Below are 18,712 nucleotides of genomic sequence, written 5' to 3' on the forward strand. Positions count from 1 at the left end.
CAGATTCTAGGCTGCGCCCGTCCCGTCGTTAAGGCCCCGCGCCGTAGCGAACGAGACGCCCTCGAGGAACGCCTTCGCCTCGGCGACTCGCGGGTAGGCCGCCACGTGGGACCAGAACTCGGCCGTATGGCCGGCGACAAGCAGGTGCGCGAGTTCGTGGACGATCACGTAGTCGACGACCCACGACGGCATCCCTTCAAGCTGATGCGAGAGCCGAATGCTGCGATCCGACGGCGTGCATGAGCCCCAGCGCGAACTCTGGTTCGTGACCCAGCGGACGGACCCCGGCCGGGCGCGACCCCCGAGATATTGGGCCGAGAGCTCGAGCGCGCGCTCCATGAGTTCCGCGTCGCTGCGCCGCCCCGCCCGACGCGCGGAGCTTGACTCGAGGCGCTCAACCATGCGCCCCACCCAATGCTCCTCCTCGGCCTTCGTGAAGCGGGACGGGATAGCGACGACGGCGGTGCCGCCCTCCCAGAACGCGCTCACAGTCTTGCGTCGCCTCGCCGAGCGGCGCACCTCGATGGGAGGCCGCTCTGGGTTGCTCAAGCTTTCACTCCGCACCGCGCCCCTCCCCACGGGCTCTCTCCCCGCGTCACGACCCACCGCGTCAGGCGCCACGGAGCAGCTCCAGGACCGCGCCGCCGTAGCGTTCGAGCTTGGCCTTGCCCACCCCCGCGACCTTCGACAGATCCTCGAGGCTCGCCGGCTTCGCCTCCGCTATGGCCGTGAGCGTCGCGTCAGTGAAGACGACGAACGCGGGGACGTCGGCCTCGCGCGCCTGCTCGAGGCGCCACGCGCGAAGCGATTCGAACGTCGCCTCGTCGTAGGTCGGCGGGCAATCGTTGCACCGGCCCAGCTTCCGCTCCGCCCCGGTTTCGAGCACGGTGCCGCACACCCGGCACAGCGCGGGGCCCTTGTATTCGCGCCGGCGGCGGGACGAGCCGCCGCCGGCTGGCCCCGCCGTCGTCCGCAATGAACCCGGCCGCAGCCCGTCGAGGAAGCGCGACGGGCGGCGGTGGGCCCGCCCTCCCGGAGTGCGCGCCAGCGACCACGAGAGGTGCAGGAAGTGGCGAGCCCTCGTGATGCCCACGTAGAGCAGGCGGCGCTCCTCGTCGACCGTGACGGGGGTGTCCGCGAACGAGATCGGAACGAGGCCCTCGCTCAGGCCCACGAGAAAAACGGCGTCCCACTCGAGGCCCTTGGCCGCGTGGAGGGACGCGAGCGTGACCCCCTGGACAGCGGGGGCGTGCTGGGAGGTGGCCCGTTCCTGGAGCTCGAGCACGAAGTCGGCCATTCCGAAGTCCTCGCCTCGGCTCGCGGACAACTCGTCGGCGAGCGCCACGAGCGCCGATAGCGACTCCCACCGCTCGCGTGTGGCGCCGCTGCCGGCCGGGGCCACGTCGGCATAGCCAAGGGAGGACAAGACGTCCCGGACCGACTGCCCGAGCGCCACGCCGTCGGGCTGGGCGCGCGCGGCGGTGCGGAGTTGGAGGATCGCGTCCCGCACTTCGCGCCGGTTGAAGAAGCGTTCCCCGCCTCGCAGCTGGTAGCCGATGCCCGCAGCGCTCAGCGCCTGCTCGAACGCCTCGGACTGGCCGTTCGTGCGGAACAGGACGGCGACGTCCTTGGGCTCGGTGCCGGCCGCGACAAGCTCGCCGATGCGCTTGGCGACGGTGGCGGCCTCGGCCTCGTCGTCCGCGCACTCCGTGAACTCCGGCTCAGGGCCCTGCGGCCGCTGGGCGACGAGCTGAAGCGGCTCGGCCCATAGTCGATCCGCCGCGGGTCCGCCGTTGCGCCGGGAGCCGAGGAGCCGGTTGGCGAGCTGGACCACCTGGGGCGTGGAACGATAGTCGCGCACGAGCTTCACGAGGGTGGCCTCGGGGTAGCGCTTCCCGAACTCGAGGAGGTGCGCCGACGTCGCGCCGGTGAACGAGTAGATGGTCTGGCTCGCGTCGCCCACAACGCAGAGCTCGTCGCGGCCGCCGAGCCACAGCTCGAGCAGCCGCTGCTGGAGCGGCGAAACGTCCTGGTACTCGTCGACGACGAAGTGCCGGTACTGCTCGCGGACCTGGGCGGCGACCTTCTGATCCTCCTGGAGGATACCGACCGTGATGAGCAGGACGTCCTCGAAATCGATGAGGTTCCGGTCCACCTTGACGTCCTCGTACGCCTGGAACAGCCTCGCGACCGTGGGCGGCTGAAGGCCGCCTGGCTCCCCGCGGCCCGCCGCGCCCTCGAGGTATGTCGAGGGCGTGAGCATCGAGACTTTGGCCCACTCGAGTTCGGACGCGAGGTCGCGGATCGCCGCGCGGTCAACCGTGAGGCGCAGCCGCCGGGCCGACTCCGCAATGGCCTGCGCCTTGTGCTCGAGGAGTCCCGGGAGCTGACCGCCCACGGCCTGGGGCCAGAAGTACTGGAGCTGGCGCAGGGCCGCGGCGTGGAACGTCCGGGCCTGCACTCCCCCGGCCCCGAGGTCGCGGAGGCGGCTGCGCATCTCCGCGGCGGCCCTGGCGGTGAACGTCACGGCAAGCAGTCGTTGCGGCTGGAAGGCGCCCGTCTGCACGCCGTACGCGATGCGATGAGTGATCGCGCGGGTCTTGCCCGTTCCGGCGCCCGCGAGCACGCACAGCGGGCCCTGAAGCGTGGTCGCGACCGCGCGTTGTTCGTCGTCGAGACCGCCGAGGAGCCGCTCCTCGAGGGACGGCGCTTCGCCCGCCATCAACGCACCGCGGCCGCGGCAGGCTCGGCGATCGGCCCACCGTTCCAGTGCTCGATGAGGGCGCGCGAGATCGACGCCGTGCTCGGAAGCGTGACCTCTCCGGACGCGACGGCCGACTGGAGCTCCTCGCGGTCGAACCAGCGAGCCCGCACCACCTCCTGGCCGTCCGGCCGCGCCACCGTGTCCTCGGTGCGCGCTGTGAAGCCGAGCATGAGCGACGCCGGGAACGGCCACGGCTGCGAGCCAAGATACTGGCATTCCGTGACCCGCACGCCTACCTCCTCGGCGATCTCGCGCACGACCGCCTGCTCAAGCGACTCGCCCGGCTCGACGAAGCCCGCGAGGGTGGAGAACATCGTAGGGCGCATGCGCGCGCCACGGCCCAGCAGCACGCGTCCGTCAGGCCCGACCACGGTGACGATGATCGCCGGGTCGGTGCGTGGGAAGTGCTCAGAGGCGTCCACGGGGCACACGCGCACCCAGCCGCTCATGACGACGTTGGTCGCCGCGCCGCAACGAGGGCAGCGGGGATGCGTCTCATGCCAGTTCGCGATCGCGTTGGCCTCGAGCACGACGCCCGCCTCGAACGGGTCCATCGACGGACCCACCTCGCGGAATCCCGACCAGTGGGTGCCCGAGGGCAGGAGCCCCGCCCCGGGGCCCGCGGGCTCGGACATGACGCCGGCCACCGGCTCGACGGGCTCGGGGAGGACGACGAGGACAACGTCGGAGCCTGCTGCGTACGCCAGCCCCCCGCTTGCCCCGGTGGACCAGCTTGCCCCGGCGGACCCGCCGCCGATTCGCGCAGCACCCTCGGGAACGCGGCCAAGATAGACGACGAGCCCGCTGAGCCACTCCGCCGGGAGCTCGGCCGCCGGCAGCACGACGAGCCCCTCCCCCGCCATCGCGGCCCGGCGCTGGGAGAGCAGGACGGCAAGGGTCCCCTGGTTGCGGAGGACGCCCGGAAGGAACGAGGCGTCGGCGCGTTCCTCGTTCCGCCGGTCCAGGGCGGCCGGCTGGACGGGCAGCAGATCCCGCGAGAGCACGCCTGCAGCTGGGCCGGTCCCGTTGCCCCGAACGCCCCCGGACAGGCCCCCGCCGTGGGGCTCGAGGGGGGCGTGAGCGGGCGGGTTGTCGCGCGCGGTGTCGCGATCGGGGACTGAGGTCATAGTCCTACCGTACTGAGCCGCACCGACAGTCGCATGCGCGGGCCTCCCGATGTGGACAGCTCGGGTGTGAGGACACGCCGCGCGGGGCCGTGATCCGCCCGCCCATGCGGGCTACCGTGGGCAAGGTGAGACGTACCCCCATGGAGCTAGCCGCCCTGGCGACCGCCGCGGTGCCCGGGCTCGAGCCCGTCGCGGTCGGGTCGTCGCCCGACGACGCGACGGACTTCGATTCGGCCCTCATCCGGGGTGCCGATGGACGCAGCTGGCGCGTACGCTCCCCGCGTGGCACGGAGGCCAGCGCCCGCCTCGAGACCGAGGTGCTCGTACTGCGGGCGTTCGGGCCGGCCGTCCGCGCCGAGTTGCCGTTCCAGCTGCCCGCCGTCGCAGGCACCGTGCGCATGGACGGCCTCACGTCGTGCGTCTACACGCATCTTGCCGGTTCGATTCGTGAGCTCGGCGATCTGGCCCACGGGGGCCCGAGGCTTGTCCGCGACATCGGCAGCGCGCTCGCCGCGGTTCACGCCCTCCCGCACTCGCTCGTCGACGGGGCCGACCTTCCCGCGTACTCCGCAAACGAGTTCCGCCAGCGCCGCCTCAACGAGCTCGATCAGGCCGCCACGACAGGCAAGATCCCGCCCGTGCTGCTGCGACGGTGGGAGAACGCGCTCGAGGACGTGAGCATGTGGCGGTTCAACCCGACCGTGGTCCACGGAGATCTGCACGAGGACAATCTCCTCGTCGACGACGGGCGCATCACGGCCGTGACAGGTTGGACCGATCTTCGGGTCGGGGACCCGGCCGACGATATCGCGTGGCTCGTGGCCTCGAACGAGCCCGAGTTTGTGGACGCCGTGGTCGCCGCGTACCACGAGGCGCGCGAGGAGCCGGTGGACCCCCACCTCCTGCGCCGCGCCGCTCTCGCGGCGGAGTTCGCGCTCGCCCAGTACCTCGTCAAGGCCTTGGCCCTCGGCGATCGGGGCGCCGCGGCTGACGGAGAAGACATGCTCTCGCAGCTCGCCTCCGACATCGAGGCGCAGGACGCCGCCGATGCCGCCGAGCGCGAAGAGGCGGCCCGCGAGGCAGAGGCACGGCAGGCGGCCGCCCGCGCGGCGGCACAGCAACTCGATACCCCGACCGCCGCGACGCCGATCGTGCCCCAGCCTGCGCGCGCGCCCGGCCAGCCCATGGTGCCGGCGCCGCCGGCTCAGGCGCCCTCACGAGCCCGGCCGACAGAATCTGAGCAGCCCACCGCGCCGAGCGAGCCACTCGCGCCCTCCAGGCCCGTCGCTCCGCGGCCCATCGTGCCGGTTCAGCCACACGAGGCCGAGCCGCCCACCGACGCCATCCCGGTCATCGGAGTGCTGCGCGGCGACTCGTACCAGGGGTAGTCACTCGGGGACAGGGGGAAGTCACTCGAGCGCGTTCGCGATGAGCCGTTCGAGCTCCGCCTCCCCCGCGAGCCGTTCGGGCCGAACGATGCGCCCGTCCGCGAGGTAGAAAAAGGCTGCCGTGACCTGACTCAAGGGCACCCCGTGAAGTCGCGACCACGCGAGCCGATAGACCGCGAGCTGGACCGCGCGCGGTTGGGCCTCGCGTCCGCTCGGGGCGCGGCCCGTCTTCCAGTCGACGAGGTCCCAGGTCCCGTCTGCGTCGCGGAAGACGGCGTCGATGCGTCCGCGGACGACGACGGGCCCCACCCGGGTCTCGATTGGCACCTCGATGAACGCGGGGTTCCGATTGGCCCACCCCGAGGCCCGAAACACATCGACGAACGACTGCAGCTCGTACGCCTCATCCACGAATTCGTCGGCATGATCAAGCCCCTCAAGATCGAGCATGGCGCTCTGGGCGTAGTACTCCTCGACCCACGCGTGGAAGGCGGTGCCCCGGCGCGCCGACACTCCCGGACGGCGCGGGACGGGGCGTCGAAGCTGACGCACCACGGCTCCAGCGTCTTCGCCGAGCGCCACCAAAGTCGAGGCGGAGACGTGTTGAGGCAGCCTGACCCCGGAGCCGTCCTCGGCCTGGGAGCGCTCGGCGAAAAGCAGATCCGCCTCGCGTGCCCACGCGGCAGCGCGCGGCGAGGGTGCGCTTGGCGGCACAGGTTCTTTCGGCACATCAGCCGCGTTATTCGGCACAGCCGCGTTATTCGGCAGAGCCGCGTTCGATGGCGCAGCCCCGTTCGATGGCACAGCCCCGTTCGATGGCGCAGCCCCGTTCGGCAGGGCGTCGCCCATGGGGCCTTCGGACTGATCAATCGCGGCGAGCACGGCAGCGGCGGCCCGCTCGAGGGGCTCTCGCCGCCCGCGGGTGAGGCTCCTCCGGCGTCCTGTCGCCGCGTCGAGCGGTCCCTCGAGCGGGTCGTAGGGCCACACGGAGGCCTCGGGCTCGGCGTGCAGCGGATTCTCGTCGGGCAACTCGCTGTCCTCGACCCAAGCCGCCACCTCGAAGCCCTGTTCTGCCGAGGCCTCCCGGAGCTCCGCGAGGAAAGGCGAGGAAAGCATCGGCTTGGCGCGGCTCGCCGACCAAGCGGAGCCGGTCGCGATGAGCAGCTCCTTCGCGCGCGTGAAGGCCACGTACGCAAGGCGCCGCTCCTCGCGCTCGGCGTGAGCGTCGGCGTCGTCCGAAAAAGCCCGTTCGGCGTCGACCCAGCTCTTCTGATCGGGCTGGTCGGTGTCCCATTGCGGCAGCTCGCGGCGATCGCCGCGCAGGGGCCACGGAAGCGCCGACGAGCCGCTCGTCCACCGATCGTTGCCGCCGCTGGGGAAGGCACCCTGGTTGAGCCCGGCGACGACCACAGCGTCCCATTCGAGACCCTTCGAGGCGTGCACCGTGAGCAGCTGGACCGCCCCAGGGATCGGCTCGCTCGGCGCCATGTCGAGGCCGGATTCCTCCTGGGCGGCGGCGTCGAGCCACGAGAGGAACGCCAAGAGTTCGGACGAGGTGGACTGCGCAAGGAACGAGGCGGCGGCCTCCTGGAACGCGTCGAGATTCCGCCGAGCCTGGTGGACTGAGGCGCCGGGGCGGGCCGCGAGCTCGATATCGAGCAGGAGCGACCGCTCGACGTGCGCGATGAGCGTGCCGAGCTCGTCCGAGCTGAGGGCTCGGAGCGTGCGGAGCTCGTTGCGCAGCCTGGCCAGGCGTAACAGTCCTTCCGGGCTGATCGACCGGCCCGCCCCTGAAACCCATTCGGGGCCCGGCAGGCGGTCGATCGCCTCGACGAGGCTCGCGGCATCGGCGAGGTCGCCCTCGACGACCGCCTCGTCTGCCTTCCCCGGAGCGTCGAGATCCTGCTCGGCGGGCCGCGCCGCCTGGGCGCGACGGACTGCGAGGTGTCTCGACCAGTCCGCGAGGCCCATGAGATCCGCCGGACCGAGCCGCCAGCGCGCGCCGGTCATGAGGCGCATGAGCGCGTCCGACCGGCCAGGATCCGCGATGACGCGCAGCGTGCTCACGACGTCGATGACTTCCGGTGTGTCGAGGAGTCCCCCCAGGCCCACGACCTCGTATGGCACTCCGCGGAGCTCGAGCTCGCGTCGCACGGAGGCGAACTGCGCGCGCTTGCAGCACAGGACCGCCATCGTAGGCCGATCCGGCTCGACGCCCGCCCTCCTGGTGGGTCTGGGGCCCGCGTCGTGACCCAGGGCGACGCCACGCGAGGACGCGAACGCCACGAGCTCGTCCCCGATGGCCCGGGCCTCCTCAAGCTCATCGGTGAAGCGACCAAGCACGACCCGTCCGCCCTGCGCCGCGGGGCTCGGCTCGAGCGTCCGCACGTCCGCGCGGGCCGCGCCCTGCGCGTACGGGGCGGTGTGGCGCAAGGGTTCCGACGCGATGTTCGCGGTCGCGAGCACGGAAACGCTGTTGCGCCACGCCGTCGTCAGGTGGCTCACGGCGGCGCGGGCCCTGCCGCCGTCCGAGAGGATTCGTGGGAAGGTCGCCGGGAACGTCGCGAGCTGGCCGGCCGAGGCGCCGCGGAAGCCGTAGATCGACTGGTTGGGATCGCCGACCGCCATTACGGAGTGGCCGCCTCCGAACAACTGCGAGAACAGCACGGTCTGCGCGTGGGAGGTGTCCTGGAACTCGTCGAGGAGCACCGCACGGTATTGCGATCTCAAGAGCCTTCCGGCCTCGGGCACGTCGCGCGCGATGCGGGCTGCGAGGGCCACGAGGTCACCGTACTCGAGCGCCCCGCGCCGCCGCTTGGCCTCGGCGAAGCGGGCGACGAGCCCGGCGACCGCGCGCCGGGAGCGAAGCCCCGCGAGCAGCTTGGCGGCCACGGCCGCGGGACCGCGACCGTTGCCCACAACGAGCGGAAGGGCTGCGAGCCGGGTTTCTTCCGTTGTGAGCCACGTTTCGACGTCGACGGGGTCCTGGAGGTGCTCGGCGCATTCGGACGCGAGCATCATGACGGCGCCCACGAGCGTGCTCTTGGCCGGGAAGCCCTGCCAAATCTCGCCGTCGTAAGCCTCGACGACGGTGGCGGCGAGCTGCCAAGACTGTGCCGCGCCGAGCAGCACGGCGTCCCGCTCGACGCCGATCCGGAGCCCGTGGTCCTGGACGATCGCGTTGGCGAACGAGTGATACGTCGAGACCGTTGGGTCCATTGCCTCAGGGTCCAGGACGCCGTCGGCAAGGTCGAGTCCGTGCTTCCGGGCCGCGCGTGTGAGCTTCGCGAGCTGGGCCCGGATCCGCGCCGACAGCTCTCCCGCGGCCTTACGGGTGAACGTCACGCCGAGGATTTCGTCGGGGCGGACCCAGCCGTTGGCAACGAGCCACACGACGCGTTCAGCCATCGTGGCCGTCTTGCCGGATCCCGCGCCGGCCACGACGAGCCGGGGCTCGAGCGGCGACGAGATGATCTCGGACTGCTGCGCCGTCGGGCGGTGCTGGCCAAGCAGCTCGGCGAGCGCCTCGGGCGTGAATCGCGGCGCGGGGAGCCCGCCCTCGGCTGGGCCGGCTGGCGCGTCGAGCGCGCTGTCGATATCGATCGTCATTCCGTCACCTGCCGTCCGCGCGAGCACAACGGGCAGATGTCCGGGAGCCGGCAGCCGCCCGCGAAGCCTGCGCCGGGCTCGTGCCGCGCCTCGAATTCGTGCCCCGACATGGCCTCCGCCGCTCGCTCAACGAGATCGAACGCCCAAGCGGCGTCCTCGAGCGCTGGCTGCTGCTGCACCGTCACGTTCTTCGCGGCGTCGCCGAGCTGCACGAGTTCTGCTCCCCCGGGCACGAGCCGGCTGGCGGGCCGTTCTGGTTGGACGTCCTGCGCGGCGGGGACTTCGGTGGCAGCCTCCGCGAAGGCGCCTGCCGTGAAGGCCCCGGCCGCGATGGCCACCTGATAGGCGGCGAGCTGCCCGTGACGCGGAACGTCGGCTGACCTCGGCTTGCTCTTGCCGGTCTTGAGGTCCACGACCACGAGGCGCCCGTCGGCGTCGCGTTCAAGGCGGTCGACCTGGCCGCGGATCACGGTTCGCCGCGCGATCTCCCCCGAGCCGACGCCATCAAGGTTCGCCTCGAAATCCGCCTCGACGCCGATGAGCTCACGCCGCGTTCCGCGGACGTACTGGGCGAGCTTGCCCAGCATGGCCGTGGCCCGCTCATGCTCGCGCCGACCCTCCCACGTGTCGGGCTGGCCGAGGCTCGACCACCTCCGTTCGAGCTCCGCGAGGAGCTCCTCCGCAGTGCCCCGCGGCTTCTCCTGGGCGATTGCGTGCACGAGGGTGCCGAGGCTCCGCGCGAAGTCGGTCGCGGCCTCCCCGCCGGCCGCCGAGACGAACCAGTCGAGCGGATTCTTGACGGCGGTCTCGACCCGCGAGGGCGAGACGTACACGGTCTGCTCGGGCGGCACGACGGGTCCGGTGCTGGTGAGGGGCACGAGGCCATACCAGTCATCCGGGTGTGCCCCAGGGGCCTCGGCCCGCACGAGCCGCGCGAGGAGCTCGACGGCCGCCTCGGCGTCGCGCCCGCCGTCCTCCGCCGCCTGCCGGAGCTCGGCGACGAGGGGCCTGAGCCCGAGAGTCCGCGGGACGTCGGTGTACGGCCGGACGGCCGTGCCCTCAGGCAACGGATCGACGAGGTCGAGGAACGCGGATGGCAGGTGATCCTCGGAGCGGACGCCCGTGCACACGAGCCTCCCGCGCGTCCGCGAAACGACCGCGGAGAACATGCGCAGCTCGTCGTAACGGATGTCCTTGAGGCGTGCCCGAGGACTCACGAGCATCGCGTCGACCGCGCCGATCTCGAGGCAGTCGGTGAACATGGTGCTTCCGAGCAGCTCGCCGCGCAGCCGATTGTTGGGCCACACGCCGTCTTGGAGCCCCGCGACGAACACGAGCTCAAATTCGCGGCCGGCGGCGCTTGCCGGCGTGAGAAGCTCGACGGCGCACTCCGCCTGGGCGCGCGGCGCGAGCGTGTCCATCGGGATCTCCTGCTCGACCAGATAGTCGAGAAACTGGCCCGGCGAGGCCCCAGGCAGCCGGTCGACGTAGCGTTCGGCGGTGTGGAAGAGAGCCATGAGAGCGTCGAGATCGCGGTCGGCCCGGAGGCCAATGGGCCCACCGGCGAGAGCGAGGCCATACCACCGCTTTGACAGTCCCGCGGCGTCCCACAACGCCCACAGGACCGTCTCCGCCGTCGCTCCCGGCTCAGCGACAGCCGAGCGTCCGCGCTCGAGCATGCGCGCCACTCGACGGGCCGCCTGCGCCTCCGTGCCGAGCTCGGCGAGTGCCCCGGGATCCTCGAGTGACTCGACGAGAAGCGCATCACTTGCCCGGCCACGCCCAGCCGACAGCTCGAGCTGACGCAACGACTGCCGCAGCCGGCGCAGCTCAAGGGCAGAGGCGCCGCCGATGCGCGAGCCCAAGAGCTCGACGGCGGTCTCGGGGGTGAGCTCGCTCGAATCGAGGACAATGCGGTAGGCGGTGAGGAGGGGCCGGACCGCGGCCTCGTCCCGGACGGCGGTCTCCGCGACCGGAACCTTGATCGGGACGCCCTGCGACGCGAGGAAACGCTGAGCCTGGGCGAGCTTCGCCCCGGACCGGACCATGACGGCCATGTCCCCGTAGCCGATCCCGCCCAGGAGGTGGGCGTCCTGGATGCGATGAGCGAGATAGCGCAGCTCATGCATCGGCGAGTGCAGCACGTGCGCCTCAACGGAACTCGATGGGTCCACGAGGGTCTCGTGCTCGAGCTGCCGCGCCGCCTGCCCCCCAGGCACGGCCGAGATGCGCGCAGCGACGTTCCGCCACGCCTCCGCGATGGCCGGCGGCATGCGGTGGGAGGTCGCGAGCGAGTATTCGGTGAGGCTGCCGAGTAGGTCCGGGAGCCGGGCGACGAGCTCGGGACGCGCGCCACGGAACCCCTGGACCACGACGTCGGGAGCCGCGGAGGCGATCACGTCGCGACCGCGCCCGAGGACCGACAGGAGCTCGAGCACTGCGGGATTTGCCTCCTGGACGTCGTCGACGACGAGGAGCTCGAGCCGCGCGCGCTCAGCATCGAGCAACGCCGGGTCGTCGAGGAGGATCTGGCGGGCCGCCGTGATGATGCCCGCGGGATCGAACGCCTCCGGCATCCGGAGCTCCAGGACGTCGCGGTACTCGCGGTAGAGCGCCGCGGCCGCCACCCATTCGGGCCGCTCGGTCCGCCGCCCGAGCTCGGCGAGCTCTCGCGCCGTCATGCCGTACTCGGTGACCCGGTCGAAGAGCTCGCGGACCTCCTGCCGAAAGCCTCGCGTGGTCAAGGCCGCGTCGAGCCCGCGCGGCCACGCCGGGCCGCGGCCCATGGCTCGGTGTCCCTCGAGGAGCTCCTTGACGATGAGGTCTTGCTCCGCGCCCGAGAGCAGTCGCGGGGTCCTCGGAAGCCAGTCGAGGAGGCCCTCGGCCCGTGCGCGCCGGATGAGGTCGAACGCGTACGACTGCCAGGTTCGTGCAGGCGGCGCGCTCAAGCTGCGGTCCAGGCGCGCGGTGAAGCCGTCCCGTAGGCGCGCGGACGCGGCCCGGGACGGGGCGAGGAGGAGGACGCGCGCCGGGTCGACGCCGTCGCGCTCTACGCGCACGGCCGCGGCCTCGACGAGGAGAGTGCTCTTCCCCGTCCCGGGCGCTCCCCACACGAGGACGGGGCCGACGCCCTGACGGAGGTCAAGGACCGGCCGCTGGTCCGGCGAGGGCCGCCAGCCTGCCGACAATGAGCTCGGAACCGGTGGCAGGAGGCGCAGCGCGGGAGCGGCCTCTCCGGGATGGGTCGGCGCGGCGGAAACGGTCATGGTTGCATCCCATCACCGGGGTCCGACATTCTTGCGCGCCGCCCGTGGCGCCTCTCCCAGAGCGCCTCGGCGACGACGTCGACGGCGTCGAGTTCGCCGTCGTCGGGCGCCCATCTGGCGCGCGGCATGTCGACTCTCCAGGCACCCTCGCCGGGCTTCCCGCGCAAGGGCGTGCCCTCCTCGAGATAATGCGCCAGCGCCTCTCGCTCATGCCCCTCGATCGGGCCGCCGCTCGCCTTGGTGACCCTCCACCACGGAACGTGGCCGCCATGGTGCGACATCACCGATCCGACCTGCCGCGGGCCGCCAGCGCCAAGGAGCTCCGCCACGTCGCCGTAGGCGAGAACGCACCCCGGAGGGACGAGCTCGACGACCGACAGAACCGCCTCGACGAACTCATCCCGCATGCACCCCAGCCTAGGCCGCGGACCCCGCGCTGCCCGTGAGGCGTGCGGGTGAGGCGTCGGGCCAGGGTCAGCGGGCCAGGGTCAGCGGGCCAGGGTCAGCGGGCCAGGTTCAGCCCGTGGTTGCGCCCCGCGCCTCCGTCGCGGGGAGGCCGAGGATCCGGGCGACGAGCCGGTCGAATTGGTCCGTCGGAAGCCACCGGGCCGCCGCTGCGGTGACCTTCGCATCGCGGCCCACGAGATAGCGAGGGCGCGGCTTGGGTGACTCGAGCGCCTTCGCGATGGTCTCGGCGACGACCGAGGGGGCGATGCCGCTGCGAGCGAGCGACTCGGCCTGCTTGAGGCCTGCCGCGATCACGTCCGCGTAGCGGCGCCACTGCTCCTCGGACATGGAGTCAACCAGGCCGCTCGCCGTCGCCTCGCCTTTCGCCCAGATCGGGGTGGCGATCGCGCCGGGTTCGACGACGATCACGTGCACCCCGAGCCGGCCGACCTCGCGGCGCAACGAGTCGCTCATCGCCTCGAGAGCGAATTTGGACGCGGCGTAGGCGCCGAACAGGGGCCCCGCGACGCGGCCGCCGATCGAGCTGACGTTCACGATCCTTCCGCGAGCCTTCAGGAGCGACGGCAGGAGCGCCTGGGTCATGGCGACGTGGCCGAAGAAGTTCACCTCGAACTGGCGGCGCCATTCGGCCAACGGGATGGCCTCGACGGGCGCGTTGATCGCGGTGCCCGCATTGTTGACGAGGGCGCCGAGTCTCCTGCCCTCTGGGTCCCGTTCGACGCGCTCGGCAAGGTTCGCGATGTGGGCCGGATCGGTGACGTCCAGCAGGACAGGCTCGATACCGTCCGCGGCGAGCCCCGCGCCGTCCGCCTCGCGGCGGACGCCGCCGAGCACGTGCCAGCCTCGCGCCGCGAGGGTTCGCGCCGTCGCCTGCCCAATCCCCGACGACGCCCCGCTCACCACTGCCAAAGACCTGCTCTCAGGCATTTCTCATCCCTTCGTGGTTGACATCACCAACCTAGCCGGAACCGCTGACGACGGCGCCGCACGTCACCTGGGCGGGCCCCGGCGAGCCTCCCCCAGGAATGTCGGACTCCCCCTTTAGCGTGTGAGGCATGACCTGGAGCAGCAACTCGAGAGCAGCGTTCGACCTCGAAACGACGGGCCGCAATTCTCGCTCGGCACGGATCGTGACCGCGAGCATCGTGGTCCTCGCGTCCGACGGATCGGTCGAGGAGGAGCACGAGTGGCTCGCCGACCCTGGAGTCGAGATCCCTGCCGAGGCGGCAGAGGTCCACGGCGTCACGACCGAGCGCGCCCGCGCCGAGGGGCGCCCGGCAGCCGAGGTGGTCAGCGAGGTTGCCACGGTCCTGCAGAGGCTGTTCGACGCGGGTGTACCCGTCGTCGCCTTCAATGCCGCCTACGACTTCACGGTCATGGCCGCCGAGTGTGCCCGCCACGGACTCCCCCAGCTCTCGCGCTTCCCGGTCCTCGACCCGTACATCATCAACAAGCAGGTCGAGCGGTACCGCAAGGGCAAGCGCACGCTCGGCGCCCTGTGCGAGCAGTACGGCGTGATTCTGGACGAGGCGCACACGTCCGCGGCAGACGCCCTCGCCGCCGCGCAGCTCCTGGACGCCATGGCGGTCAAGTTCCCCGAGATCAACAAGCCGGCTGCGGCACTGCACCGAAGCCAGGTGGACTGGTCCCTCGAGCAGGCGGCGGACTTCCAGGCCTACCTCCGCCGCACCAAGCCCGCCGCGGTCGTCGAGGGCGAATGGCCCGTCCTCGCCCCGGTCGACGCGAGCCGCGGCGGCTTCTAAGCCGCCCCGCATACACTGACGAGCTCGCGCGAATCCGGCATCTGAGACACATCTCACAGGCGGATTTCATTGCCCCGGCACCGCTTGGCGCTCGCAGGAATTCACGACGGCGACCGGGTCGCCTTCCAGGGTCGTCGACGCGCCGCCGAGATTCCGAACATTCTTCGGACGTTCCCGCCATATTGCGGAATGTGTTCTGAGAAAGAATGTTTCACAGCGCCCGCACATAATGGTGTGCAGCCCCGACGCCTCCGGAACGTGCCGACCGCACGTCCCTGCGTCGCGTCCTGCGTTCACATCACGAAAGCGAAGGCTCATGAAGTTCAAGGCACCCAAGTGGCTCGCCGCCGCGCCCGTCGCGGCCGTCCTCGCACTGACCCTGGCCGCGTGCGGCGGGGGCGCGACGTCGTCCGGCACGCCGACCGACGCCCTCAAGGGCGCGGACCAGCAGTCCACTGACAAATACACGACCGCCTCGGTGACCGCGCTCGACAAGATCGACAAGTCGAAGCTCGGCCTCATCACGCCCGGCACGATCAAGGTCGGCACGCTCTCCGACGCGCCGCCGAACATCTACCTCGACAACAACACCGGCCAGTTCACCGGCTACGACAACGAGCTCCTCAAGGCCATGGCTGCCAAGCTCGGGCTCAAGGTCGAGTTCGTGTCGACGAAGTTCCAGAGCCTCCTCGCGCAGGTCAAGACGAAGCAGTTCGACATGGGCTCCTCGTCGATCTCGACGACCGATGCGCGCCGCGAGACGGTCGGCTTCACGAATGGCTACGACTACGGCTACATGGCGATCGTGACCAAAGATGGCGCGAAGGTGAAGACCTTCGACGACCTCAAGCAGGGCGTGCGCATCGGCGTGGTCCAGGGCACCATCCAGGACGACTTCGTGACGAACACGCTCAAGCTCGAGCCGGTCCGGTTCCCGGACTACAACACGGTCTACCAGAACGTGAAGAGCGGCCAGGTCGACACGTGGGTCGCCCCGTCGCAGCAGGCGGAGGGCCAGGTCAAGCAGGGCGACGGCACCGTCATCGCGCAGAAGAAGGTCAACACCCAGAACTTCACGGCCTACGCGGTGGCGAAGGACAACCAGCCGCTCACCGACGCGCTCAACTCTGCGCTCGACGCCGTGATCGCCGACGGCACGTGGGCCAAGCTCACCGCGCAGTGGTACTCGGACCGCCCGACGCTCAAGGAGCAGACGCCCGAGGGCTGGAAGCCGGGCAGCAAGGCCGTCCAGGTCACCGCGGCCAAGTAGCCAAGAGATAGGCGCCACATGGATTACCTGAACAACCTCGGCTCGACCTTCTTCGACTGGAAGGTCATCGGCGAGATCCTGCCGGCCATGTTCACGGTCGGACTCCCCAACACCCTCGTGCTCGCGGTCTCGTCCGCGATCATCGGCACGGTGCTCGGACTGGTCCTCGCCTTGATGGGCATCTCCCGGAATCCTGTGGCGCGGTGGATCGCCCGGGGGTACACGGACGTGTTCCGTGGACTCCCGGCGATCCTGACCATCCTCGCGATCGGCCTCGGCTTCGGCCCGGCCTTTCGCGAGCTGACCGGCGTCACGAGCCCCTACCCCATGGGGGTCGCGGCGCTCTCGCTCATTTCGTCGGCCTATATCGGCGAGATCTTCCGCTCGGGCATCCAAAGCGTCGAGAAGGGCCAGCTCGAGGCTGCGCGCGCGCTCGGCTTCGGGTACGGCCCCTCGATGCGGCTCATCGTCGTCCCGCAGGGCGTGCGTCGCGTCCTTCCGGCGCTCGTGAACCAGTTCATCGCGCTCATCAAGGATTCGTCGCTCGTCTTCACGCTCGGGGTTCTGGCCTCGGAACGCGAGCTATTCCAGATCGGCCAGGACAAGGCGGCCCAGAGCGGCAATCTGTCGGGGCTCGTGGCGGCCGCAATCTTCTACCTCGCACTGACCGTGCCTCTCACCCACCTTGTGAACTACATCGACGCGCGCCTGCGCACCGGCCGCGCCCAGAGCCGCGGCGAGAAGCAAGAGCCGGACGCGGCCGCCGCGCTCGTCGGGAAGGGAGCAAACGGATGAGCCAGTTCACCTCTGGATCCCTCGAGGCCCGCGGAATCCATCTCGCGTTTGGGAGCAACAAGGTGCTCCGCGGCATCGATCTGCAGGTCCAGGCCGGCACCACGGCGTCGGTCATCGGCCCCTCGGGCTCGGGCAAGTCGACGCTCCTACGGGTCATGAACCGCCTCATCGAACCTGATCAGGGCGACATCCTCCTCGACGGCAAGTCGGTCCTCAAGGACAACCCCGACGAGCTGCGCCGCCGCATCGGCATGGTCTTCCAGCAGTTCAACCTCTTCCCGCACAAGAGCGTCGGCGAGAACGTCGCCTTCGCGCTGCGGAAGCTGCGCAAGCTGCCCAAGGAGGAGGCGCAGGCCGAAGCACTCGAGCAGCTCGACCTCGTGGGCCTCAAGCACAAGGCGGACGTGCGCCCCGCGACGCTCTCCGGCGGCCAGCAGCAGCGCGTCGCGATCGCCCGCGCTCTCGCCATGAAGCCCGAGGTCATGTTCTTCGACGAGGCCACGTCGGCGCTCGATCCGGAGCTCGTCAAGGGCATCCTCGCCCTCATGGCGGACCTCGCGAAGAGCGGCATGACCATGGTCGTCGTGACCCACGAGATGGGCTTCTCGCGCAACGTCTCGGACTCCGTGACGTTCATGGACGGCGGCGTCGTGGTGGAGAGCGGCGCGCCGGGGCAGATCTTCGACGATCCGCGCACCGATCGCCTCCGGCGCTTCCTGAGCGACGTCCTCTAGTCTCACGAACCGCCCGAGGCTCGCCCAGCGAACGACGACGCCGGCACTCACCTGAGTGCCGGCGTCGTCCGCCTTTTGGCGGTAGCGCTGCCGCTAGAGCGGCAGGCCGCCCGCGCCCTTGAGGTCGCGCATGACGATCGTCGAGGTGAGCTTGGCGAGGCCGGGGAGCGCCGCGAGGCGCTCGTCGTAGAGCCGTTGATAGCCCGGGAGGTCCGCGGCGACGCACTTGAGGAGGTAGTCGGGGTCGCCGAACAGCCGATAGGCCTCGACGACCTGGGGCTCGGCGACGACGGCCTCCTCAAACGCCCGGATGGCCTCGCGGGACGTCTCGCGGAGCGTCGCGAACACCATCGTCCCGAAGCCGAGGCCCACCTTCGCCGCGTCGATCTCGGCGCGGTACCCGCGGATGACCCCGTCCGCCTCGAGATCCTTGAGCCGCCGATGGCAGGGCGCGAGCGTGAGCCCCACGTCGTTGGCGAGCGCGGTCGCCGTGATGCGGCCGTCGCCCTGGAGGATGCGCAAGATACTTCGATCCAACTTGTCAATCACAGCAAGAATCTACTCCGATTCATGCGTGGCTGGCGATAAGTGGTGAGCACCTCTCGCGGGAAAATACCTAGTCTTGCGACATGGACTTCGCGCCGCTCCTGGGCTTCGCCGCCGTGGCCCTCACGCTCTCCCTCACGCCCGGCGCCGACTGGGCGTACACGATCGCCGCCGGGCTCCGCAGTGGTTCGCCGGCACCGTCGGTGGCGGGGCTGTGCACGGGCTACGTCGCGCACACCGCGATCGTCGCGGCCGGTCTGGGGATGCTCCTTGCGGCGCGACCCGAGGTCGTTGCGTGGCTGTCCGTGGCCGGGGCCGTGTACCTCCTCCGGCTCGGGGCGACGACGGCGCGCGGCTGGCGCGATGCGGGCTTCCGCGCCGAGGGCGGCGCGGTGAGCAGCACGGCCGACGGCACGATGGCCGTGCGGCAGGCGAGCCCGCTCGGCGACTTCCTCCGCGGCGCGGGCACAAGCGGCATCAACCCCAAGGGGTTCCTGCTCTACCTCGCGGTCATGCCGCAGTTCGTGCGCGCGGCGTCCCCGGTGCCCGTGCCCGTGCAGACCGCGGCGATGGGCCTCACGCACGTGGCGATCTCGATCGTTGTCTACGGGCTCGTCGCCGTCGCCGCTCGGCGCTTGCTGCGGGCGTCACCTCGCCGGGCGCAGTTCGTGACGCTCGCGAGCGGGCTCATCATGCTCTCCTTCGGCGCGGCGCTCCTCGTCGAACAGGCTGCGGCGCTCGTGGGACACGCGGCGTAGCAGGCCACGTGACATTCGACCATCGTCGATGAGAAGCCGACCACTCGTCGAGGGAAACGTGGCCACTCGGCGTTCAGGGTGGACGAAGGGTCACGTCTCACCTGGCGACTGGCCAGATCCTGGCCGACGACTGGTCGATGAGCGCGGACGGGACCCCACAACGCCCCGGACGGGACCCCACAACGTTGCGGGGTCCCGTCCCTTGCGTTGCGGGGTCCCCTCCC

At 70.9% G+C, this 18,712-nt stretch carries 14 protein-coding genes; 6 read left to right on the forward strand and 8 right to left on the reverse strand.

Annotation, left to right across the window (positions count from 1 at the left end; genetic code table 11):
- Positions 1 to 6: 6 nt before the first annotated feature.
- The 3 genes from ACOKR1_RS14610 to nudC form a co-directional block, all read right to left on the reverse strand.
- Positions 7 to 549 (reverse strand): M48 family metallopeptidase, encoded by a 543-nt coding sequence (locus tag ACOKR1_RS14610; protein ID WP_422933721.1) that lies wholly within the window; start codon positions 547 to 549, stop codon positions 7 to 9.
- Positions 550 to 610: 61 nt separating this feature from the next.
- Positions 611 to 2,722 carry an ATP-dependent DNA helicase UvrD2 gene (locus ACOKR1_RS14615; RefSeq protein WP_422933722.1) on the reverse strand — a complete coding sequence of 704 codons (2,112 nt, stop codon included), beginning with the start codon at positions 2,720 to 2,722 and terminating at the stop codon, positions 611 to 613.
- Positions 2,722 to 3,891 (reverse strand): NAD(+) diphosphatase, encoded by a 1,170-nt coding sequence (nudC, locus tag ACOKR1_RS14620; RefSeq protein ID WP_422933723.1) that lies wholly within the window; start codon positions 3,889 to 3,891, stop codon positions 2,722 to 2,724. Before nudC ends, ACOKR1_RS14615 begins: the two co-directional genes overlap by 1 nt.
- Positions 3,892 to 4,016: 125 nt before the next feature.
- Here nudC and ACOKR1_RS14625 point away from each other — a divergent pair, with 125 nt between their 5' ends.
- On the forward strand, positions 4,017 to 5,279 hold the full coding sequence (locus tag ACOKR1_RS14625) for a phosphotransferase (protein ID WP_422933724.1): 1,263 nt from the start codon (positions 4,017 to 4,019) through the stop codon (positions 5,277 to 5,279).
- 21 nt (positions 5,280 to 5,300) lie between these two features.
- Here the strand turns inward: ACOKR1_RS14625 and ACOKR1_RS14630 are convergent, their stop codons facing one another.
- The 4 genes from ACOKR1_RS14630 to ACOKR1_RS14645 form a co-directional block, all read right to left on the reverse strand.
- Entirely contained in the window at positions 5,301 to 8,888 is a 3,588-nt protein-coding gene (locus tag ACOKR1_RS14630; protein WP_422933725.1) for an ATP-dependent helicase, read from the reverse strand.
- A complete protein-coding gene (locus ACOKR1_RS14635) occupies positions 8,885 to 12,154 on the reverse strand; it encodes an ATP-dependent helicase (RefSeq protein ID WP_422933726.1) in 3,270 nt (1,089 codons plus the stop codon). The genes ACOKR1_RS14630 and ACOKR1_RS14635 overlap by 4 nt, the downstream gene beginning before the upstream one ends.
- Positions 12,151 to 12,561, reverse strand: a complete 411-nt coding sequence (locus tag ACOKR1_RS14640; protein ID WP_422933727.1) for an MGMT family protein — start codon at positions 12,559 to 12,561, stop codon at positions 12,151 to 12,153. The genes ACOKR1_RS14635 and ACOKR1_RS14640 overlap by 4 nt, the downstream gene beginning before the upstream one ends.
- A gap of 109 nt (positions 12,562 to 12,670) precedes the next feature.
- Complete coding sequence (locus tag ACOKR1_RS14645; protein WP_422933728.1) at positions 12,671 to 13,549, reverse strand: SDR family NAD(P)-dependent oxidoreductase; 879 nt, start codon at positions 13,547 to 13,549, stop codon at positions 12,671 to 12,673.
- A gap of 128 nt (positions 13,550 to 13,677) precedes the next feature.
- Between ACOKR1_RS14645 and ACOKR1_RS14650 the strand changes: the two genes are divergently transcribed.
- From ACOKR1_RS14650 to ACOKR1_RS14665, 4 genes are all read left to right on the forward strand, one after another.
- Complete coding sequence (locus ACOKR1_RS14650) at positions 13,678 to 14,385, forward strand: 3'-5' exonuclease (protein ID WP_422933729.1); 708 nt, start codon at positions 13,678 to 13,680, stop codon at positions 14,383 to 14,385.
- 316 nt (positions 14,386 to 14,701) lie between these two features.
- Positions 14,702 to 15,655: an ABC transporter substrate-binding protein gene (locus ACOKR1_RS14655; protein WP_422933730.1), complete on the forward strand. Its 954-nt coding sequence runs from the start codon at positions 14,702 to 14,704 to the stop codon at positions 15,653 to 15,655.
- Between the two features lie 18 nt (positions 15,656 to 15,673).
- Entirely contained in the window at positions 15,674 to 16,450 is a 777-nt protein-coding gene (locus ACOKR1_RS14660; protein WP_422933731.1) for an amino acid ABC transporter permease, read from the forward strand.
- Complete coding sequence (locus ACOKR1_RS14665; RefSeq protein ID WP_422933732.1) at positions 16,447 to 17,184, forward strand: amino acid ABC transporter ATP-binding protein; 738 nt, start codon at positions 16,447 to 16,449, stop codon at positions 17,182 to 17,184. The genes ACOKR1_RS14660 and ACOKR1_RS14665 overlap by 4 nt, the downstream gene beginning before the upstream one ends.
- Before the next feature lie 93 nt (positions 17,185 to 17,277).
- Here the strand turns inward: ACOKR1_RS14665 and ACOKR1_RS14670 are convergent, their stop codons facing one another.
- Positions 17,278 to 17,733, reverse strand: a complete 456-nt coding sequence (locus ACOKR1_RS14670; RefSeq protein WP_422933733.1) for an Lrp/AsnC family transcriptional regulator — start codon at positions 17,731 to 17,733, stop codon at positions 17,278 to 17,280.
- 80 nt (positions 17,734 to 17,813) lie between these two features.
- Here ACOKR1_RS14670 and ACOKR1_RS14675 point away from each other — a divergent pair, with 80 nt between their 5' ends.
- Complete coding sequence (locus ACOKR1_RS14675) at positions 17,814 to 18,488, forward strand: LysE family translocator (protein WP_422933734.1); 675 nt, start codon at positions 17,814 to 17,816, stop codon at positions 18,486 to 18,488.
- The last annotated feature ends 224 nt before the right edge of the window (positions 18,489 to 18,712 follow it).

The organism is Sinomonas sp. P47F7, assembly GCF_049332655.1.
Lineage (GTDB): Bacteria > Actinomycetota > Actinomycetes > Actinomycetales > Micrococcaceae > Sinomonas.